Raw genomic sequence first — 16,080 nt, forward strand, 5'->3', positions numbered from 1 at the left:
GAACCGTCTGCAAGTTCTTCCTCCAGCCAGTTCCTTTCCAAAGCTACTCCAATCTCGCACAGCGATTTCATTGCGAATCCTTTCCCGCTATTCGAGCGAGCATCCGAGGTTGAACTATGTTGTTAGAACCTACGCCTAGGCGCCCTCTTCCGCGTTGAGAACAGAGTGGCATCGTTTTCTTCGGCCTGCGCGTCGCCATCGAACAGTTTCAGATGTCAGGCTGCTTGCAAGACTATTTAAAACAGAACACGAGGAAGTTTTCGAAGGCGAAACCTGCACACTTCGGCGGAGTGACGGCAGAGGATTGTCTATTTCATGAAACGAATGATCGCCCAGAGCAGAGCGGCCAGACCCATGGCTATGGCGCCAGCGTACAGCAAGCGCATATCACTGCCGGATGGAGCATGACCGGACATGAGGCAACCTTGCAGCTGTATCAGTGCCAGTGTCATAGGCAGCGAGTAGGAGATACGACGAAGGTTGCGATTAGCCTTGATCAACGATTCACCTAAGAGTAAGAGCGTGATTCGTTTCCAGAGGGTGTATTGAGTTGGATCTCGTCTTTTGAAGTTCCTTGCGTTGGCGCTTGGGTAAACCGGCGTATCTGAAGCGCTGGAGTCGGCCTGAGGAGCTGCTAGTTTCCCTGTGTGTCAGGTGCCGGACAGACCGCGTATGCCATCCCCAGTAGAGTTAGTGCAAGCAATTTACCCCGCATCGATGCGGCCCTCCCTTGCGATCTATTTAGGGAGAATCATGCCTGCTCCGCTCGTCAATCGCCTCCTCAGCTCCCTTTCGCCCGAAGTCCGCCAATCTCTTGAGCGGAAACTTGTAAGCGTGCCACTGCCAATACGTACGCCCATCTACGAGCCTGGGAGGGAGCCGAAATACAGCTACTTCATCACCTCTGGCATCGCTTCGGTCGTCACCGAAATGGACGAGGGAAGCGTTGTGGAAGTCGGTCTACTGGGGCGTGAAGCGGTCCCTGGTAGCTTATTGATGCTTGGAGCGCAACAGGGGGGAAACCGCTGTTTCATGCAGGTTGGGGGCACAGGACTGCGCATCGGCTTTAGCGACCTCGTTCAAGAGTTCCGTAGAAGTCCTGAGGTTCATGCTCGCATCCTGCAGCAGGTTCAGTACGAGGCTTTTACCCTCACACAGCTTTCGGCATGCAACCGGCTTCACGAAGTTGAGGAGCGGCTCGCGCGCTGGATACTGATGGTTTCAGATCGCATTTCGGATGACGTTTTGCCTATCACGCATGAGTTTCTCGGTCAGATGCTGGGAACTCGAAGGTCTACCGTGTCGATGAGCGCAGCAGTCCTGCAAAGAGCTGGCTTCATCGAATATCAGTATGGGCAGATCCGCATCCTGGATCGTCCACTTCTGGAAAGTGCGGCCTGTCAGTGCTATCCGATGATGAAGCGGTTACACAGCGACCTCTACGCCGACGCTGTTTCCCTCGTTTAAGGGACGGGCGAAGGTGTTTTAGCAAGCGCTGAATTTTGTGCTACTTTCAGGAGTTCTTCTTAAGCAGGTCGCAGCCGCTTCTATTCTTGCTACCCTCGGAGATAAGCCGAAGTGCTCCTAAGAGCGCTCTTGGGCCTCGAAGCTCGATAGAGATACGCCGAGCTGGCGGCAAAGATGATGTGGACTGCTATTCAGCGATCGAATGAATCAATCTGTTCTTCGGGTCACGATCTGTCGGGGCACGTGGTCACTTTCTAAAGTGCTGGGGATGGTGCGATCGTTGCACACAGCGCATGTCCAAATGTGCTCTTGATAGTCCGTCCACGCGACGGACGCACGAGAGCTTGTCTTCGATGGCAGCGGTCCCTGCGACCAGACCTGCCTCAGCGATAACCCAACCGCACAGCGATGTTTCATGGATAAGCAATAGTTGAGTCAGAAACGGCTTACCGTCTTCCAAGAGACAGAATGCGCGAAATCGTCGAATCTATTGATTTTTGATGGAAAACCACTTTAAAACGTGTTTGTTTCGTGATGTCGCAAACAGCAGTGCACACACCAATAGTCCACTGAGAATCTTGAGTTCTGGCTCTATGCTGCAAGAACAGTGCCCTGATGGTCAGATAGCACAAAGCCTAGCATGGAGTCGAACTAGCAGTATCAGGGCTCCATCAGTCCAAATTTCGACGTGCGGTGGGCGCAGCTCCATCGAGGGTTGAGCAAGGACTACAAGCTCCCGCACACAAATTGGTCACCAGCGTGGTGTCCGATTCAGTAGCGAATATTTGCCAGTGTCTCAACCGCACTGCTGGTTTGCACGAGGAATTCTTACGATGAAGAGCATCGTTATTTGTGGCAAAGACCCTACCTTGCTTCAAGTTCGGGCCGAAGTCCTCCGCCGGGCGTCCTTTGTACCGATACTTCTCTTAGGTATTGATGCATTTCTCGACGCAACACTTGAAGAAGACCCTGCCCTTTTGGTTCTTTGCAACAGTCTTCCGCTTGCCGAAAGAGTGAGGGCGAACGCCCTCGCTAAGACCCGGTTCCCCTCCGTGCCCGTGATCACACTTCTGCGCGGACTAGAGTCTGACAATCACTTGTTGGGCGAGACACTGACGCTCACCGAGGGGCCTGCAGCTCTCGTCAGTACTGCACATCGCTTGACCAGGTTCGCGCAGGCAGCGTGTAGCGCTCAGATTGTTGGCTCTGCGAGAGCGCACTGGGTGGCAGATGGAGTCTGACACCGTTCGAACCACGACTTCCTTGCTGGCTGCTAGGTTTCGACGCTTTGACATCAGCATCGTCTTGCCTCGCACCGTTAGGAATCTCCCGCCTCCTCGAAAGCGTCCTTTCTCCTTGAAGCGCAGGCCAATTGGAATGCAAGAGAGGCCAGCTCCGGTATCTTCCCCGCACATAAGCAGTTCCTCGATGGGGTCATGAGACAACTCCCCAGGCTCGCGGGTATGCTGCGGTGGTCGGTAGAGTTTTAGGATCGAGCGCGCTTTGCCGTTGCCCAAGGTGTGGACATGCCCATTGCGGGGCAAGACCGGCGAAACGGCCTCAATACTCCGGCTCATTCAGCTAAAGACGGTCCTGAGCGTTGAATATCAGCTTTTCTCAAAGGACTGAGCCCTACATTTGCTAATCCCGGCATCGCACATAGGTAGACCTGGTTTGTGGAGGCTTGAACTCCTAAACGACACGCCATATATGGCGTTCTCTCCAGAGCTTTAGAGCTGGAGACACCTTCTTGAACGACGACTCATCTTTATCGCAGCAGGATCTCGTGAGCAGAAACGGCGCCCAGGATAAGGCTCACATCGGATCGCTATTGCGATCTTTTCCCTTCCGGTCGGATCCCTGGCACCTTGAAAGTCCTTCCGCTCAAGAGACAGAGGAGCGGTTTGCCGTGGCGACCGTCGCGGCGGATATTGGAATCTGGGACGTGGATGTGCAATCCGGTTCCCTACATTGGTGTCCGCGTTGCGCGAAGATCTTCGGAGAGCCGCTCGGCCCCGGTGGATGGCAGGAGCGTCTCTTAGAGCGTGTTCACCCCGGGGACCGCGGGGGCCTCGAGACTTCCATCGCGAACGCGCTCCGCCCAACAGGTACCGGAATCTTCGACGCGGAGTACCGCATCCTCAAATCGCACGATGAGCAGCGGTGGTTATCAATCAACGGGAAAGTCTTCTTTGAGAACGTCTCAGGACGTCGTACAGCGATACGTTTCCTTGGCACGATGCTGGACAGGACGACCCAGAAATTGGCTGAGCAGGCGCTCGTTGAAGCAGAGAAGCTTGCCATCACGGGCCGGCTTGCGGTATCGATTGCGCACGAAATCAAAAACCCAATCGAGTCGGTATCGAATCTGCTCTACCTTGTCCGCCATGAACCCGCGGCCGAGCAGAGAGCCGAGTATTTGTCGTTGGCCGGAGCGGAGTTGACGCGGCTGGATGACATCGTAACGAATACCCTGCGCTTCTACCGCAACCCTGTGGAGGCCGTCACGGTCGATATCGGCGATCTCATCGCCATGGTGACGGCCTTGTTCCGAGGCCGGATCGACGCGCAGCAAGTGCGAGTGCAGACCGAGATTGCACCAGGGATTGTGGCTTCTGCTCCGCAGGGAGAATTACGACAGGTGCTCGCTAATCTAGTGGGCAATGCCCTCGATGCAATGCCCGCAGGAGGCCGCTTGCTGATCCGAGCGCGTGCCTTGAACAGTAAACACCCTAAGCGCATCCGCCTCACGGTAGCCGATACCGGGATGGGCATGACGCGTGAAGTTCAAACGAAGGTGTTTGACCTGTTCTACACGACGAAGAAGGTCAATGGCACCGGCGTCGGCCTCTGGCTGAGCCATGAGATTGTCAAGAAATTAGGCTCGCAACTAAGAGTGAAGAGCGCTATCGGACGGGGAACAGTCTTCCGGTTCTGCCTATCGGGAGCAAAAGACTCTTCCCCAGCACGCGTTGGGTCTGCAAATGCTGCTTAGTTCTATCGCACTAATGCCCGTCACATTTCCCAAGCGGCTCATTTGGGAATTAGATTCTTGCCGCCGCTTCATAATGCATTAGGGTGCAAAAGGTTGTATGAGTTACGAAAGAACTCCACTCTTTCGAGTTGGCAAACGGACTGGAGTTGTTCGGAATGGACCGGAACCAAGCCCGGCGGAGCAGGTCACTCGGCGGGCAAAGGATGTTGATTTGAGCTCTGCCCAGGAGCGAGGTTTACCAGAGATCCATCGAGCGTCAGGAATCTCGGTTGGGCGTACCTCAACCCTGATAGCCTCCGGAAATGACACCGGGGTAAGCCGCATGAAGCAGAGCACGTTTCCCATGACGGCAGCGTATCACTCACGCCCGAGCGTGAACCTATTAAATTGCGCTTCTGTCAGTTCTATGCCCAAGCCGCCGGCGCAATTGCGAATGCCAGCTTCCAGATCCTGTTTGGCGGCCAGATCTTTGGGCGCCCCTGCGCGCAGTGCAATAGCCTGTTCTTATCCGAAAGTCGCACTCAGGCTTGATTCTCGAGCAAGCTTGTGTCCTAAGCCGTCGGACCGAACCGAGGCCAGACGACCGCATCGTCGTGTCCGACGGATCTGCAATTGCAATCTGCACCGCTAGCGAACCTTTTGTTTGTGTAACCCGATAGTGAATCACCATTGCGCCAACGAACGCGATCCACAAAAAGAGTATGCTGGACCCGTCAGGGCATGGCCCCAAGGCAAAGAATCGGGGGACAGTCGAACGCAGACTGCGGCAGACCGCCACGGACCCGCCCGCTCCAGACGAAGAGCCCTCCCATATACAAACCAGCCCCAACAGAGCAGAGTGTAGTTGCGGTGCCAAAGGCTGACTCAACGCATAGGTGGGCCATGTGATCTACGCACCTGCTTGTTCCGAAGGATGACGCAGTGTCAACAATTTCGTCAGCTGATAACTTTGCTGCGGCTGGCGCCTCTCATGTGCAACACAATGCTGCAAGGCAGTCAATCTGAATTGACCGCTGGCAGCAGTACCATCAACCGACGAAGCGCAGAGTTCCCACTCCCTAAGTCCTTCTTTACGTTCGGATAAGCGTCGAGTCTCGTGCAGACGCTCACAATTGCGCCAACTGGTAGATAAGTCCCGAGATTTGTACCTCGTCGCAGGTCTACAAACCTTCTTAGCCTAAACGGCAAATGAGTGGTATCTTGCACCTCCGAGAAGTTGGACTGACTCAGGTTTCAACCGGTCGAGGTTAGATTTGTACGAGGTGTCCATCTTATGCGTGAACAGCCCTTCTCGCCGCACCTCCCTAAGGTTCTTATCGCAGCGCTGGAAGAACGAGCACTCGGGGAGGGCCTATCGATCGAAGACTTCATAGTCTTCGCGATCGCTGAGAAAATTGCACGATCCGAACATCAAACCTGGCAGACTCAAAAGTCTGAACTGAGCAGAACCGTCGTCGCTCAGGAGGAACAAGCAGAGAAGAATAACCAGTCTATGCTGGCGGATCTTTTCGAACAAGCGCCTATTTTCATCGCTGTCTTAGCAGGTCCAGAGCACGTCTTTGAGATGGTCAACCAGTCGTGTCGAGACTTCCTGGGCGGTCGGGAGTTGCTTGGGAGGCGGGCTGCAGAGTGTTTCCCCGAATCAGCCAAGACAGCTTGGCTGGAGCTGCTCGATGACGTCTACCAACGTGGCGATGTGCGTCTTGAACAGGACGTCCAGGTGTCGCTTACCTCCAGTGACGGGAGGACTCCTGAAATCAAGTACGTAGACATCATGTACAAGCCACGGCTCGATTCGGCAGGACTTGTGAACGGCATCATCACACTTGGGGTGGATCGTAGCCTGCTTTATGAAGTGTTACACAGCACGAGCGATGGCATCTTCTTACTTGATCGAGACTGGCGCTTCGTCTATCTAAACCCATGCGCCATTGAGCTCTTGAGCGGTGGAAAAGCTTTAGTAGGCCGCAATGTATGGGAAGCGTTCGAGGCGGCTTCCTCCCTTGAGTTCTGGGACAAGTACCACACGACAATGGAACAGCGGGTCCCAACGGAGTTTGAAGCTTACTATCCGGCACCGCTCGATCGCTGGTTTCAGGTACACGCTCACCCAATCAGCCAAGGTATCAGTGTCTTCTTCCGTGACATAACAGAAAGGAGGGGCGAGACCGTTAGGCTGCGATTGTTGGAACAAACGGTCGATGCTGCCCCCATCGGCATCGCTCTATCCGAATACAAAAGCGCAGACGATTGTCCCTTGATCTACGTCAATCCCGCCTTCGAACGCTTAACCGGCTATTCCGCCGAAGAGGTACTTGGTACCGACTGTCGCTTTCTTCAAGGTTCCGACCTTGGACAGCCAGGCGGCTCTACACTTCAAAGCGCAATTGCGAATGGGTGCTCCGGAAAGGCTGTTCTTCGCAACTACAAGAAGGACGGTACTCGCTTTCTGAACGAGGTCCACATTTCGCACGTTCGCGGTTCGGACAGCAAGGTGAGTCACATCATAGGACTCCAATACGACGTGACGGAGCAGCTCGAAACAAGGGAGCAGCTTGCCAAGCAGGCACGACATGATGCTTTGACTGGCCTCAGCAATCGGCACGCGCTGTTGGAACACCTAGAGACGACTTTAGCCCATGCAAAAGCATCGGGTAGGCCTGTCGCCGTTGTCGTCCTAGACCTTGATAACTTCAAGCACATGAATGACCGGTTCGGCCACATCGAAACCGATAGAATCCTTGTACACGTCAGCCGCCGGATTGCATCGTTCGCAGGCGTCCAGACTGCAGCGAGGCTCGGAGGGGATGAATTTGCACTAATCCTTTCGCAGTGGAACGATCATACCGATCTCGGAAAACTGGTTGAACAGCTCCTCCACGAAATCAGCAAACCTCTACCACTGGGCAGTAAGGAGATTTTGATTACCGGAAGTGCCGGCATTGCCCTCTTTCCGCAGGACACCGTTGAACCAGAAGAGCTCCTGCAGATGGCGGACGTTTCGATGTACGCGGTCAAGCGACGCGGTAAGAACTCGTTTCGGTTTTATACCGCCGATCTGCGTTTCAATCAGAACGAACCGCTGGACGTGGCCGTTGGATTTCGACGGGCACTTGCAAACAGTGAGTTTGAGCTCTATTACCAACCACGCGTGAACGCATCGTCGAAGCGGATCATTGGCTGTGAAGCGCTCATTCGCTGGAATCATCCGGATCGTGGCACCCTTCTTCCGGCTCAGTTCATTCGTATCGCCGAAGATACCGGGCTCATCAACGAGATCGGACGTTGGGTGCTTGAAGAAGCTCTGCAGCAAAACGCGTCATGGCGTCGATCTGGCTTCCAGTCCGCCCTCATTTCAATAAATGTGTCCCCTTCACAGATCCGTGATCCAAACTTCCCAGCCATAGTTCAAGATGCACTTGCCAGGTATCGCTTGCCCGGGACATCTCTCGAACTTGAACTCACGGAGTCTCTACTCATCGACAATGGCGAACTCGCCGAATCTTCGCTGCGTCTTTTGAAGAAGCTCGGGGTTCGCATCGCTATCGACGATTTCGGGACCGGGTACTCGGGCCTTCAATACCTTGCTCGTTTCCCTATCGACACAATCAAGATTGATCAAGGCTTCACCCGAAACATAACTTCCGACCATCTGTCCGCCACCATCTGCAAATCAATTCTCACATTGGGGCGCGACCTTGGCCTGACGACGGTCGCAGAAGGCGTTGAATCGGTCGAGCAGGCCGAACTACTCCGATCTTGGAGCTGTAAGGAATTGCAAGGACATCTGTTTGGTAAGCCGTGGCCCCGCAACATGGCTGAACGGGCGTTTCAAAAAACGCGCCCTCAAAAGTCCCCGTAGATTTGCGCGTTAAGATCTGCCTCACGATTCCGCTCTGCTTTCGCAACGTAGGAGCTTTTTCAATAGATCAAACATGTCGCGCAGGCGAACTATGCCGTTGCGTCAACTATCATCGCCTCTGAGCCAGCAGTGCCCCCAGATGGGATCGGCAGGCTACGGTCCAAAGAAGATATCCTTGAGGCATTGGCGAAGACATTCGTTGCCATTCGCATCGCAATCCTGACAAGCACAACAACGAACGCAAACGATGTGGTTGATGATCCTGGTGTCGGACCGAATCAAACCCGTGCCAGCGAAGCAGCTTGGGCTGCAGTTCATGGGTACGATCATTATGGCCAGGTGATCGGATATCTGCGCTGGAACGGCATCATCCCTAAGCCGTAGCGAACTGATCGCATCTCGCACGGAAGTCTACGGAGGCACGTTTATGAGTCACCCAGATCTGGAACATAGGGGTCTGCCCATCCGTCCCATCATGGGGATCGCAGCCGTGGTCACCATTGCGGGTGCGGCGTTCGCCTACACTGCCGGCTGGCTGTCGCCGCATCGTCTCACTCCGCAGAAGTTTGTTGCAGCGCTCGCGCCACCTAAGGGCCCTGCTCTCGGTCATCGTCGAAATCACGTCATCGGCATCTGCTACACCGGGACATTCACCGCGAACGGCGCAGGCAGCGCTCTTTCTACCGCACAAGTATTCAGGTCGGGCCAGTATCCCGTTGTCGGCCGCTTCAACCTCCCCGGTGGTGATCCGCACATGCCTGACGCTCTGGCGCAGGCTCGCGGCTTTAGCTTCCGCATCACCACCCCCGATGGGGGCGACTGGCGATCGGCGATGCTGGATGCTCCCTTTTTCGCCGCCTCTTCACCCGAGAACTTCTACAAGTTCATCACCGCAGCAGCCAGCAAGAATCCCAACGACATCAAGACCTACCTCGGCGCGCACCCTGAAACGCTGTCCTTCATTGGGTGGGCAAAGGGTCATCCGCGCACCGAAAGCTGGGCCGAAGACCGGTTCAACAGCCTAAACTCCTTCGTATTTACTGACGGGTCTGGTACAAAGCGGACCGGCCGATGGTCGCTCGTACCCTCTGCACCCGCGGTCACTCTCACGCCCGACGAACTCAAAGCACGTGACCCCAATTTTCTCTTGCAGGACATCACCCAGCGCGTAGCCGCCGCACCACAGCATTGGGACCTTATTTTAACCATCGCCAATCCCGGAGATTCTACATCCGACCCGACGAAAGCCTGGCCGGTTGATCGACAAACTATCAAAGCTGGCATGCTTACTGTGAGCCAGATCGAAGATGAGGCCAATGGTCCCTGCCGCGATGTCAATTTTGATCCGGCGGTTCTACCAGCCGGCATTGCTACTTCGGACGATGGGTTCCCCGCTGCCCGTTCAGCCGCGTACCGCGTTTCTTTCGACAAGCGGATAGCGGAAGCAAAGAGCTACCCGCACACCACAGCAGGAGGACAGCAATGAGTGACGCAAAACGTTTCGCTACACCGCAGCGCGTTATGCACTGGCTGATGGCCGCCTGCATCATCGCGATCCTTTTTATTGGGGTTGGGATGGTGGCAACCGTCGCGCCCAAGTACCTTACGCTCTACCAGGTTCACAAGCCGCTTGGGATAGTCATCTTCATTCTGGCGCTCATTCGCCTGGCCATGCGTGTTGGCTATGGCGCACCTGCGCTTCCCAAAGACATGCCCTTCATGATGCGCCTTGCCGCAGAGTCCTCACAGTACGTGTTCTACGCTCTTATGCTCGCTATGCCGCTCCTCGGCTGGGGCATGCTCTCCGCCGCGTCGCACCCCGTCCTCTTATTCGGTGGCGTGCACATTTTTCCGATCCTGCCAGTCAACGAGACGCTCTATTCCCTTCTCCGTCAGGCACATGTCTATCTCGCTTTTGCCTTCTACGCACTCATCCTCATGCACGTCGGCGCACTCCTCTTTCACAAGTTCGTCCGAAAAGATGGCGTCTTTGAAGCTATGGCTCCGGTGCTCACTCCAAATCAGGTGGAAGAGCTAAACGCAAAGAACTCCTAAGCTGCATATGCAGGCTACCGGGGTTCCTTTGGGCTCGTGTTGTGCAGGTTCTGTCACCCATCGAGTGTCCAAGTTTCACCGAGATCTTTCTGGCAGAATACCCCTCGGCTGTCGAATCACGCCTGCTTTCCCTGCATGTGATGTTGCGCCGTGGCTGTCTTTATTCACAGTTTGATGTCTGAGTTTGATCGCGTTCTTCGCCGCACTTTCTGAAGGCCGCCAGCGCCCACACCCTGAGCACACATGGCATCCTGTAGTTCACAGGACTTGGGCGGCCTCTGATGTGGATGATTATTGATCTGAGAGTCGAAACCCTTTGGCCTGCATAGTCCTAGCGTCGGGAACAGGTACCAGCTTGGACCAACGCTGCACGCCCTCATCAAGGACCGTTTGCACATCTTCTCCGCAAAGGAACTTACACTCGGCGGCGGCGAAACTGACTGCCTCCGCGACACTCTGAAACGTCTTGGAATAGAAGGCTCTTTGGGTAACAAGATGCAGTTCGATCTGTCGTGCGCCTGAGTAAAAACTGACCAAAGCTTGGTCTTTCGGGATGTAGTGCGTTGGCATGACAGCAGCGTAACACTAGCCCAAGCGCAAGAAACATCGCTCGCACTCGCCCTTGTCTTTTGCAACATGATTGTCCTTGGACGTCTTCCAGAAGCCGTCGAAGGGCCGGTCCACCTCCGCGTTATTCAACTTGACATGCGCATTTCTCTGGCTGACCCAGACCTTCAGGAAAGAGTCGGCCGGGTTTCGCCTCCGATGCGCTGAAACCTCAACAAGTTGACCGCCGGTGAGTTGCTGTCGCTGCCAAGGAGCCCTTTGCACGCAAAGCGGAGCGCTGGTAACAGTGCAACGAAAGCGTGAAGCCTGTCTGGAGTCATCACAAGTCGCTTAGCCATGAGGTAAACAGGTCATCACTCAGACCATGGCATCAACCTGACTCTTCGAGATGAAGCTAATCTATCCAGAACTACAGAGCGCCGAGAGGGATAACTCTCGGCGCCGTCGCCACAACCAGAGAGCGCTCCCCCTTGGATTGTCTCCGTCAGGCATCGTTAACTTCTCACAGGCGGCGAACTAGGTCTAGTGACGGGAGCGTCGCACTGCAAGTTGATTGCGATTTAATGAACAAATCTTACGCGAACCTTAATTCCTGTCGCCGGGTGTGTAGCCGCCGATGACGAACTCCTGCGCCATGTTCATGCGCTGCTTCACCCATAGGCCGGAGCATATGCCGGGTTCGTACAGTCCGTTCAGACGCTTGGCCACGATGCCCTCGAGCGAGTGAGCGCGAACCGTGTCGAGCATCTGTTGTAGCGGCACCTGGACGCTTATGCCAAGTTGCGCATCACCGGAGACAGCTTCTCCAGCAACCCTCGACGCTCAGGAGAGGCTTGGACAACATGCTCTTCCCGCGGAGGTGCAAGAGGTCGAACGCGTAGAAGACCAGATGTGAATAGCGGCTCTTCCGGTTTTGCAAGAGCTGGAAGCTCGGGCGACCGACCGCGTCGAGCGCGCACAGTTCACCGTCGACGGCGGTACCAGGCGGCAGCAGATGTGCCAGAGCTGCGCATGGGCCGGATGCCTGTTCGGTGAGCGGCTTGCCGTTGCGAGACAACATCTGTACGGCGCCGCTGCCTCGCATGGCCTGCGCACGGTAGCCGTCGAGCTTAATCTCGTACGTCCACGCGCTCCTTCCGGCAGCTTCTTCACCGCAAGGCATTCCATGGGCGCGGTGAAAGGTGTTTCGGGCATAGAGGTTATGGGGTCCAGGAGTTCGAATGCGCGCGGGGGCGGGTGGTATGAATTGGTACCGAGCTAGAGCCGATCAGCGGTCTTGTGATTGGGTAAATATCTTAACCGCGCAGTGGAAGCGGGATCGTCAGATTTTCGCCGTCTATGTCATCCGAGAGATAAATTTTACAGATGGTTCACCGTTGTGCCACTGCGTTGGCCTTGCACAGTCTCTGGCTCAACCAAGCGCCCCGACTGCGTCCCACCCTCAAAGCTTCTCAGGAGTGGGAGGCTTTGCATGATCACATCATCTCGTGCCCGAAGTGCACAGCCTTGCTACCCGGGCCACCATTTAGCCCTTTCGATGGCATCGAGCGCCGCCGGACCCGACTCATTCAGCGTCGGTGACGGACCGCGCGGTCAGTTCTTCCTGCAGTTGAAATAGCGCCGCATCTAGCAAAGCCTCTTCGAGGCGAAGCTCGCCCGCAAACCTCGATTCCTCGAGTTGTTCTGCAGTAAATAGCGCAGCACCGTGGTCCGCGAAGGTGACGAGTAGGCCATTTGGGAGTACATCGGCGGCCACGATCTTGGGTGACTCGGATTGCATAGATCTGTTCTATCGAAGCATAACGGGGGACGTCTTCCGCTTACCCGGAGAACGCTCAAAATCGGGACTTCACGGCTGAATCGCTTCACGTAGCATTCATGCGAGCTCTGTAGGTAGCCCCGCGCGCGGCGGGACGCTCTGCAGTCTCAGCGAGGCCGGCCGGACCAGCTGTTAACCCGTCCTTTACCAGTCAGACATTATCGACTCCAGTCCTTCCAGCAAGGTAACGACGGCCTTTGTTCCTAGACGCAAGGCCCTCATCACCTTCGGGCCATTCGGAGGCGCGAAAGTGCTATGAGGAGAGCAGAGCCTGCGCTGCTAGCCTCAGCCACATGAGCCTGAGATCGCCGTCAGAAAACGAACCGGAATGGATCGAACTGTTCACCGGCGACAGCGACGTCGCCGTGATCTACTGGCTGACCGCCGCGCGAAAACTCACCTGCCGAAATGACGCCTTGCAAAAGGGTTGGAGCCGCTTCGCATACGCGGCGGAGATCGAGTGCATGCGCCGCGGCCTGCCCATGCCGGGGATACCGGAAGCATAACGGCATCCATAACCTGACGCGGCTCTTCATTGCAGGCTCCTAGACACCGGGTCCTTAGAACTCGGCAGAGGCTAAGCACCTTCGCTGCATTGGCGAGCTCGCTGCCGCCGGACGAATGCTTCCCGCAGAGGCCCCAACGCTGCGAGAAATCGCTGGGAAGTGGAGCCGACCGATCGGAGCATCTGGCGCGAACCCAGATCGCGCGCCGACTCGGACATCTGTTGTTCAGCTGAATCGCTAGTAACATCATCTCGTCTGATAGGCATCATGCACCCCGACGTTGACAGTACATGCACGCAGAAAAAGCTGCTGCCACGGTACAAGTTGGGTGGTGAAATTGACCAGGCGTAAATGCCTCTGGGAGTCCTATGCAAAGCAGGCGCCATTCCAAGGACGATCTGAACTCGGGACAAGGGCTGGCCTTGAGTAGTAGTGCTGCTATGTGGCTGAGCACCAATCTGACTGTCGCTAAATATCCACTTATGGTCCTGAGCATGATCGGCATCGGGATGATGGCGCGCGCAGCTTATCGAGATCTCTTCCGACCCGAGCGTGGGTCGCAGCAAGATGCTGGTAGTCAACAGAGTTCGTGACTTCAAGTTTGAGAAGCGTAAAAAGTGGGAGCCGCGTGCACGACTCCCAAACGCGTTCTTAGTACCTGGGCAAAACTTTAGCAGCGGATCGGTTCCGGCGCATAGCAAAAAGGCATCAGGAAGGCAGATCTAGATCTCGTCGCCTTAAGCGGAAAGGTAGCCCGAAACGTAAAAGCCTTGGCGAACCGTTTGCTCACAGAACTTTGACCGCTTTACTGCGAAGTGGCAGCTCGGGCAATCGCTAGCCGGAACTCTCCGAGGTCGGTCTCGTTGGTGTTGCTCAGCAGATGATCGTGAGGCCATCCTCCGAGAAGATCGTCAAGAGTGCATTCGCTCCCATGTTGGTCCCATAGCGTTCAAAGGTCAGCCGTCCCTTCCCCGCGATCTCGTAGTGCTGCACCTAAACGCCATCGCCGTTGTTGTCGAGGCCCGGCGTCATCATCTCGTCTAACGACTTCGGGCTAAGGAGCTGCCCATAGAACAACGCCCCCGCGAACAGGCTGAGGTCATCTACAGTGCTGTACATTGCGCCACCAGCAGACATGTTCTCGGGATACATGGCGTCTGCAAACTTCAGAGCTCACGAAACGGCGTTAGCAGAAGCTCCACGTCACTGTTACCGCGAACCCGACTTTCGAGCTAGTACGGGTGTAATCTCGCTATCTATGCGCAGATGGCGACACGTCTCCAACGCAGTCATCAACCTTCTGTGGACCAGCCTTTTCCTTACCCCGGTTTTTGTCTATTGTGCGCACCATGTACCTTCGAAATGGCTTCTTGTGTTCGGAATCGCTGCCATTCTTCCGCTTGGACTTCCGAGAGCGATTTTGCAGAGGTTTCGGCTTGGTTCAGAGGTCGAAGTGTACCGCCGCCTTGGGGTGCCATTTCTGATGTGGTTCACCCAAGATGCTCCGTGGCTTATGCGGTGGGGCGGTGACCAGAGCAGGCGTGTTTCGCTTGATCGCAAACTCATCGCACAGGTGATACGAGAAACGTGGATGCGAGAGCGTTTCCATCTCGGGCTGCTTTTGTTCTGCGGGTTCTGCTCCGGCCAAGCGCTTTGTCAGATGCAGCTCAGGTGGTGCCTCGCTCTCATCTTCATCAACACTTTGTACAACTTGTACCCGGTTTGGCTGCAGCAATATGTTCGACTTCGTCTTAGCCGAGCTCTGGTGCGTGCCGTCATGTCACAGTCTGATAGCTTGTGACTTCAGCTCTAGAGCTCACGACAACATGCAGGCGATACCTCGGAAAAACGATGATCTCGGCAAGTCCGAGAATACTGTTTCCGAAAACTCGACTTTCGAGGATGGAGCGCCGCCTATAGTAGTTTCAGTGCATGAACCTGCTATTCGTCTGCAGCCGCAACAGGTTACGTAGCCCTACTGCCGAAGCCGTCTTCTCGATGCTGGATGGATACGAAGTTCTGTCTGCAGGAACGGGTTCTGACTCCGAGCAGGAGGTGTCGACCGATCTCGTAGATTGGGCTGACGTGATTTTTGCGATGGAAGGTGTTCATCGCCGGAGGCTGAATCAACGGTTCGGTTCACGCCTGAGAGCGAAGCGTCTCATCGTCCTAGGCATTCGAGATGAGTACAGCTACATGGATCCTCGGCTCGTCGAACTCCTGAAGGAGAGAGTTCTCCCTCACCTACCCGTCAGCCATCCCGTCCGCTAGAGGTAAGGTGTTTCCGAAAACCCGACTTCAAGGGACTCGCTGACTTGAATCAGATCCATGGCACCGAATAGACCGAGTAAACGCGGTAAGGTCCTGGCTCAGCTTCATCGAACGCGCCAGCGGTCAGAGCCGCTTTGGCTTCTTCTAAAGTCTGGAAGAGGCAATGCTCGTTAGTCTTCATGTCTGCAGCGACACTGTTGCATGAAAGCGGCGAATGCGAATGCGGACCGTCACAGGACGTAACCACGTCAAAACCTTCAAGCTGTCTCGTGGACGGGTGTCGTTTTGCGAATTAAGTGGCCGACTTTTGTGCTAATTATCTGGCACACAGCGAGCGGTGATGGCGGGAAACCACACGGGTACAAGCGCTTATACAGCAACAGCTTAGCCGTGTTTGGGGCGATATCGCCGCGGAAGGCGTTCGGGGTTGAGGGTCTTAAAAGCGCGCCAAAGTGCCAAATAGCGCGAACAGAACTTCGCCACTTAATTAGCAAAACAACACCCATGAAGGTAGCAGAGCCGCCGGAACGTCTGCGAA

14 protein-coding genes are annotated in these 16,080 nt (G+C 55.4%); 9 read left to right on the plus strand and 5 right to left on the minus strand.

The window, feature by feature from the left end:
- Window positions 1-753 precede the first annotated feature (753 nt).
- The 6 genes from TERRO_RS15465 to TERRO_RS15495 all read left to right on the plus strand — a co-directional run bounded on the left by TERRO_RS15465 (window position 754) and on the right by TERRO_RS15495 (window position 10,379).
- Window positions 754-1,467, plus strand: coding sequence for a Crp/Fnr family transcriptional regulator (locus tag TERRO_RS15465; RefSeq protein ID WP_041593372.1), 714 nt, complete (start codon window positions 754-756; stop codon window positions 1,465-1,467).
- Between the two features lie 1,750 nt (window positions 1,468-3,217).
- Window positions 3,218-4,462, plus strand: coding sequence for a sensor histidine kinase (locus TERRO_RS15475; protein WP_014786640.1), 1,245 nt, complete (start codon window positions 3,218-3,220; stop codon window positions 4,460-4,462).
- 1,273 nt (window positions 4,463-5,735) lie between these two features.
- Window positions 5,736-8,324, plus strand: a complete 2,589-nt coding sequence (locus TERRO_RS22220) for a sensor domain-containing protein (protein WP_014786642.1) — start codon at window positions 5,736-5,738, stop codon at window positions 8,322-8,324.
- 183 nt (window positions 8,325-8,507) lie between these two features.
- Window positions 8,508-8,708 carry a hypothetical protein gene (locus tag TERRO_RS22225; RefSeq protein ID WP_052313362.1) on the plus strand — a complete coding sequence of 67 codons (201 nt, stop codon included), beginning with the start codon at window positions 8,508-8,510 and terminating at the stop codon, window positions 8,706-8,708.
- A 91-nt stretch (window positions 8,709-8,799) separates the two neighbouring features.
- Window positions 8,800-9,810: a catalase family peroxidase gene (locus TERRO_RS15490; protein ID WP_217164373.1), complete on the plus strand. Its 1,011-nt coding sequence runs from the start codon at window positions 8,800-8,802 to the stop codon at window positions 9,808-9,810.
- The gene (locus TERRO_RS15495) at window positions 9,807-10,379 is read left to right on the plus strand and encodes a cytochrome b (RefSeq protein ID WP_014786644.1); all 573 of its coding nucleotides are present in this window, start codon (window positions 9,807-9,809) and stop codon (window positions 10,377-10,379) included. The genes TERRO_RS15490 and TERRO_RS15495 overlap by 4 nt, the downstream gene beginning before the upstream one ends.
- Window positions 10,380-10,670: 291 nt before the next feature.
- On the opposite strand, the gene TERRO_RS15500 is transcribed toward TERRO_RS15495, so the two are convergent.
- The 4 genes from TERRO_RS15500 to TERRO_RS15510 form a co-directional block, all read right to left on the minus strand.
- The gene (locus tag TERRO_RS15500; RefSeq protein WP_041592642.1) at window positions 10,671-10,949 is read right to left on the minus strand and encodes a hypothetical protein; all 279 of its coding nucleotides are present in this window, start codon (window positions 10,947-10,949) and stop codon (window positions 10,671-10,673) included.
- A 582-nt stretch (window positions 10,950-11,531) separates the two neighbouring features.
- A complete protein-coding gene (locus tag TERRO_RS23245) occupies window positions 11,532-11,693 on the minus strand; it encodes a hypothetical protein (protein ID WP_157178395.1) in 162 nt (53 codons plus the stop codon).
- A 40-nt stretch (window positions 11,694-11,733) separates the two neighbouring features.
- A complete protein-coding gene (locus tag TERRO_RS23980) occupies window positions 11,734-12,108 on the minus strand; it encodes an ATP-dependent DNA ligase (protein ID WP_041592643.1) in 375 nt (124 codons plus the stop codon).
- Between the two features lie 402 nt (window positions 12,109-12,510).
- Window positions 12,511-12,726, minus strand: coding sequence for a hypothetical protein (locus TERRO_RS15510; protein WP_014786647.1), 216 nt, complete (start codon window positions 12,724-12,726; stop codon window positions 12,511-12,513).
- Window positions 12,727-13,058: 332 nt separating this feature from the next.
- On the opposite strand from TERRO_RS15510, the gene TERRO_RS15515 reads away from it, so the two are divergent.
- Complete coding sequence (locus TERRO_RS15515) at window positions 13,059-13,271, plus strand: hypothetical protein (RefSeq protein WP_014786648.1); 213 nt, start codon at window positions 13,059-13,061, stop codon at window positions 13,269-13,271.
- Between the two features lie 993 nt (window positions 13,272-14,264).
- Here the strand turns inward: TERRO_RS15515 and TERRO_RS23835 are convergent.
- Complete coding sequence (locus tag TERRO_RS23835; RefSeq protein ID WP_281047877.1) at window positions 14,265-14,390, minus strand: hypothetical protein; 126 nt, start codon at window positions 14,388-14,390, stop codon at window positions 14,265-14,267.
- A gap of 139 nt (window positions 14,391-14,529) precedes the next feature.
- On the opposite strand from TERRO_RS23835, the gene TERRO_RS23985 reads away from it, so the two are divergent.
- Window positions 14,530-15,072: a glycosyl-4,4'-diaponeurosporenoate acyltransferase CrtO family protein gene (locus tag TERRO_RS23985; RefSeq protein WP_425358493.1), complete on the plus strand. Its 543-nt coding sequence runs from the start codon at window positions 14,530-14,532 to the stop codon at window positions 15,070-15,072.
- A 131-nt stretch (window positions 15,073-15,203) separates the two neighbouring features.
- Complete coding sequence (locus tag TERRO_RS15530; RefSeq protein WP_014786649.1) at window positions 15,204-15,542, plus strand: low molecular weight protein tyrosine phosphatase family protein; 339 nt, start codon at window positions 15,204-15,206, stop codon at window positions 15,540-15,542.
- The last annotated feature ends 538 nt before the right edge of the window (window positions 15,543-16,080 follow it).

Source organism: Terriglobus roseus DSM 18391, from assembly GCF_000265425.1.
Lineage (GTDB): Bacteria > Acidobacteriota > Terriglobia > Terriglobales > Acidobacteriaceae > Terriglobus > Terriglobus roseus.

What these genes read in the sequence shown, in the direction of transcription:
- TERRO_RS15465 (WP_041593372.1), top strand. Translation starts at nt 754, where the DNA reads ATGCCTGCTCCGCTCGTCAATCGCCTCCTCAGCTCCCTTTCGCCCGAA.
- TERRO_RS22220 (WP_014786642.1), top strand. Translation starts at nt 5,736, where the DNA reads ATGCGTGAACAGCCCTTCTCGCCGCACCTCCCTAAGGTTCTTATCGCA.
- TERRO_RS15490 (WP_217164373.1), top strand. Translation starts at nt 8,800, where the DNA reads ATGGGGATCGCAGCCGTGGTCACCATTGCGGGTGCGGCGTTCGCCTAC.
- TERRO_RS15495 (WP_014786644.1), top strand. Translation starts at nt 9,807, where the DNA reads ATGAGTGACGCAAAACGTTTCGCTACACCGCAGCGCGTTATGCACTGG.
- TERRO_RS15500 (WP_041592642.1), bottom strand. Translation starts at nt 10,949, where the DNA reads ATGCCAACGCACTACATCCCGAAAGACCAAGCTTTGGTCAGTTTTTAC.
- TERRO_RS23245 (WP_157178395.1), bottom strand. Translation starts at nt 11,693, where the DNA reads ATGCTCGACACGGTTCGCGCTCACTCGCTCGAGGGCATCGTGGCCAAG.
- TERRO_RS23980 (WP_041592643.1), bottom strand. Translation starts at nt 12,108, where the DNA reads ATGCCTTGCGGTGAAGAAGCTGCCGGAAGGAGCGCGTGGACGTACGAG.
- TERRO_RS15510 (WP_014786647.1), bottom strand. Translation starts at nt 12,726, where the DNA reads ATGCAATCCGAGTCACCCAAGATCGTGGCCGCCGATGTACTCCCAAAT.
- TERRO_RS15515 (WP_014786648.1), top strand. Translation starts at nt 13,059, where the DNA reads ATGAGCCTGAGATCGCCGTCAGAAAACGAACCGGAATGGATCGAACTG.
- TERRO_RS23835 (WP_281047877.1), bottom strand. Translation starts at nt 14,390, where the DNA reads ATGTACAGCACTGTAGATGACCTCAGCCTGTTCGCGGGGGCGTTGTTC.
- TERRO_RS23985 (WP_425358493.1), top strand. Translation starts at nt 14,530, where the DNA reads ATGCGCAGATGGCGACACGTCTCCAACGCAGTCATCAACCTTCTGTGG.
- TERRO_RS15530 (WP_014786649.1), top strand. Translation starts at nt 15,204, where the DNA reads ATGAACCTGCTATTCGTCTGCAGCCGCAACAGGTTACGTAGCCCTACT.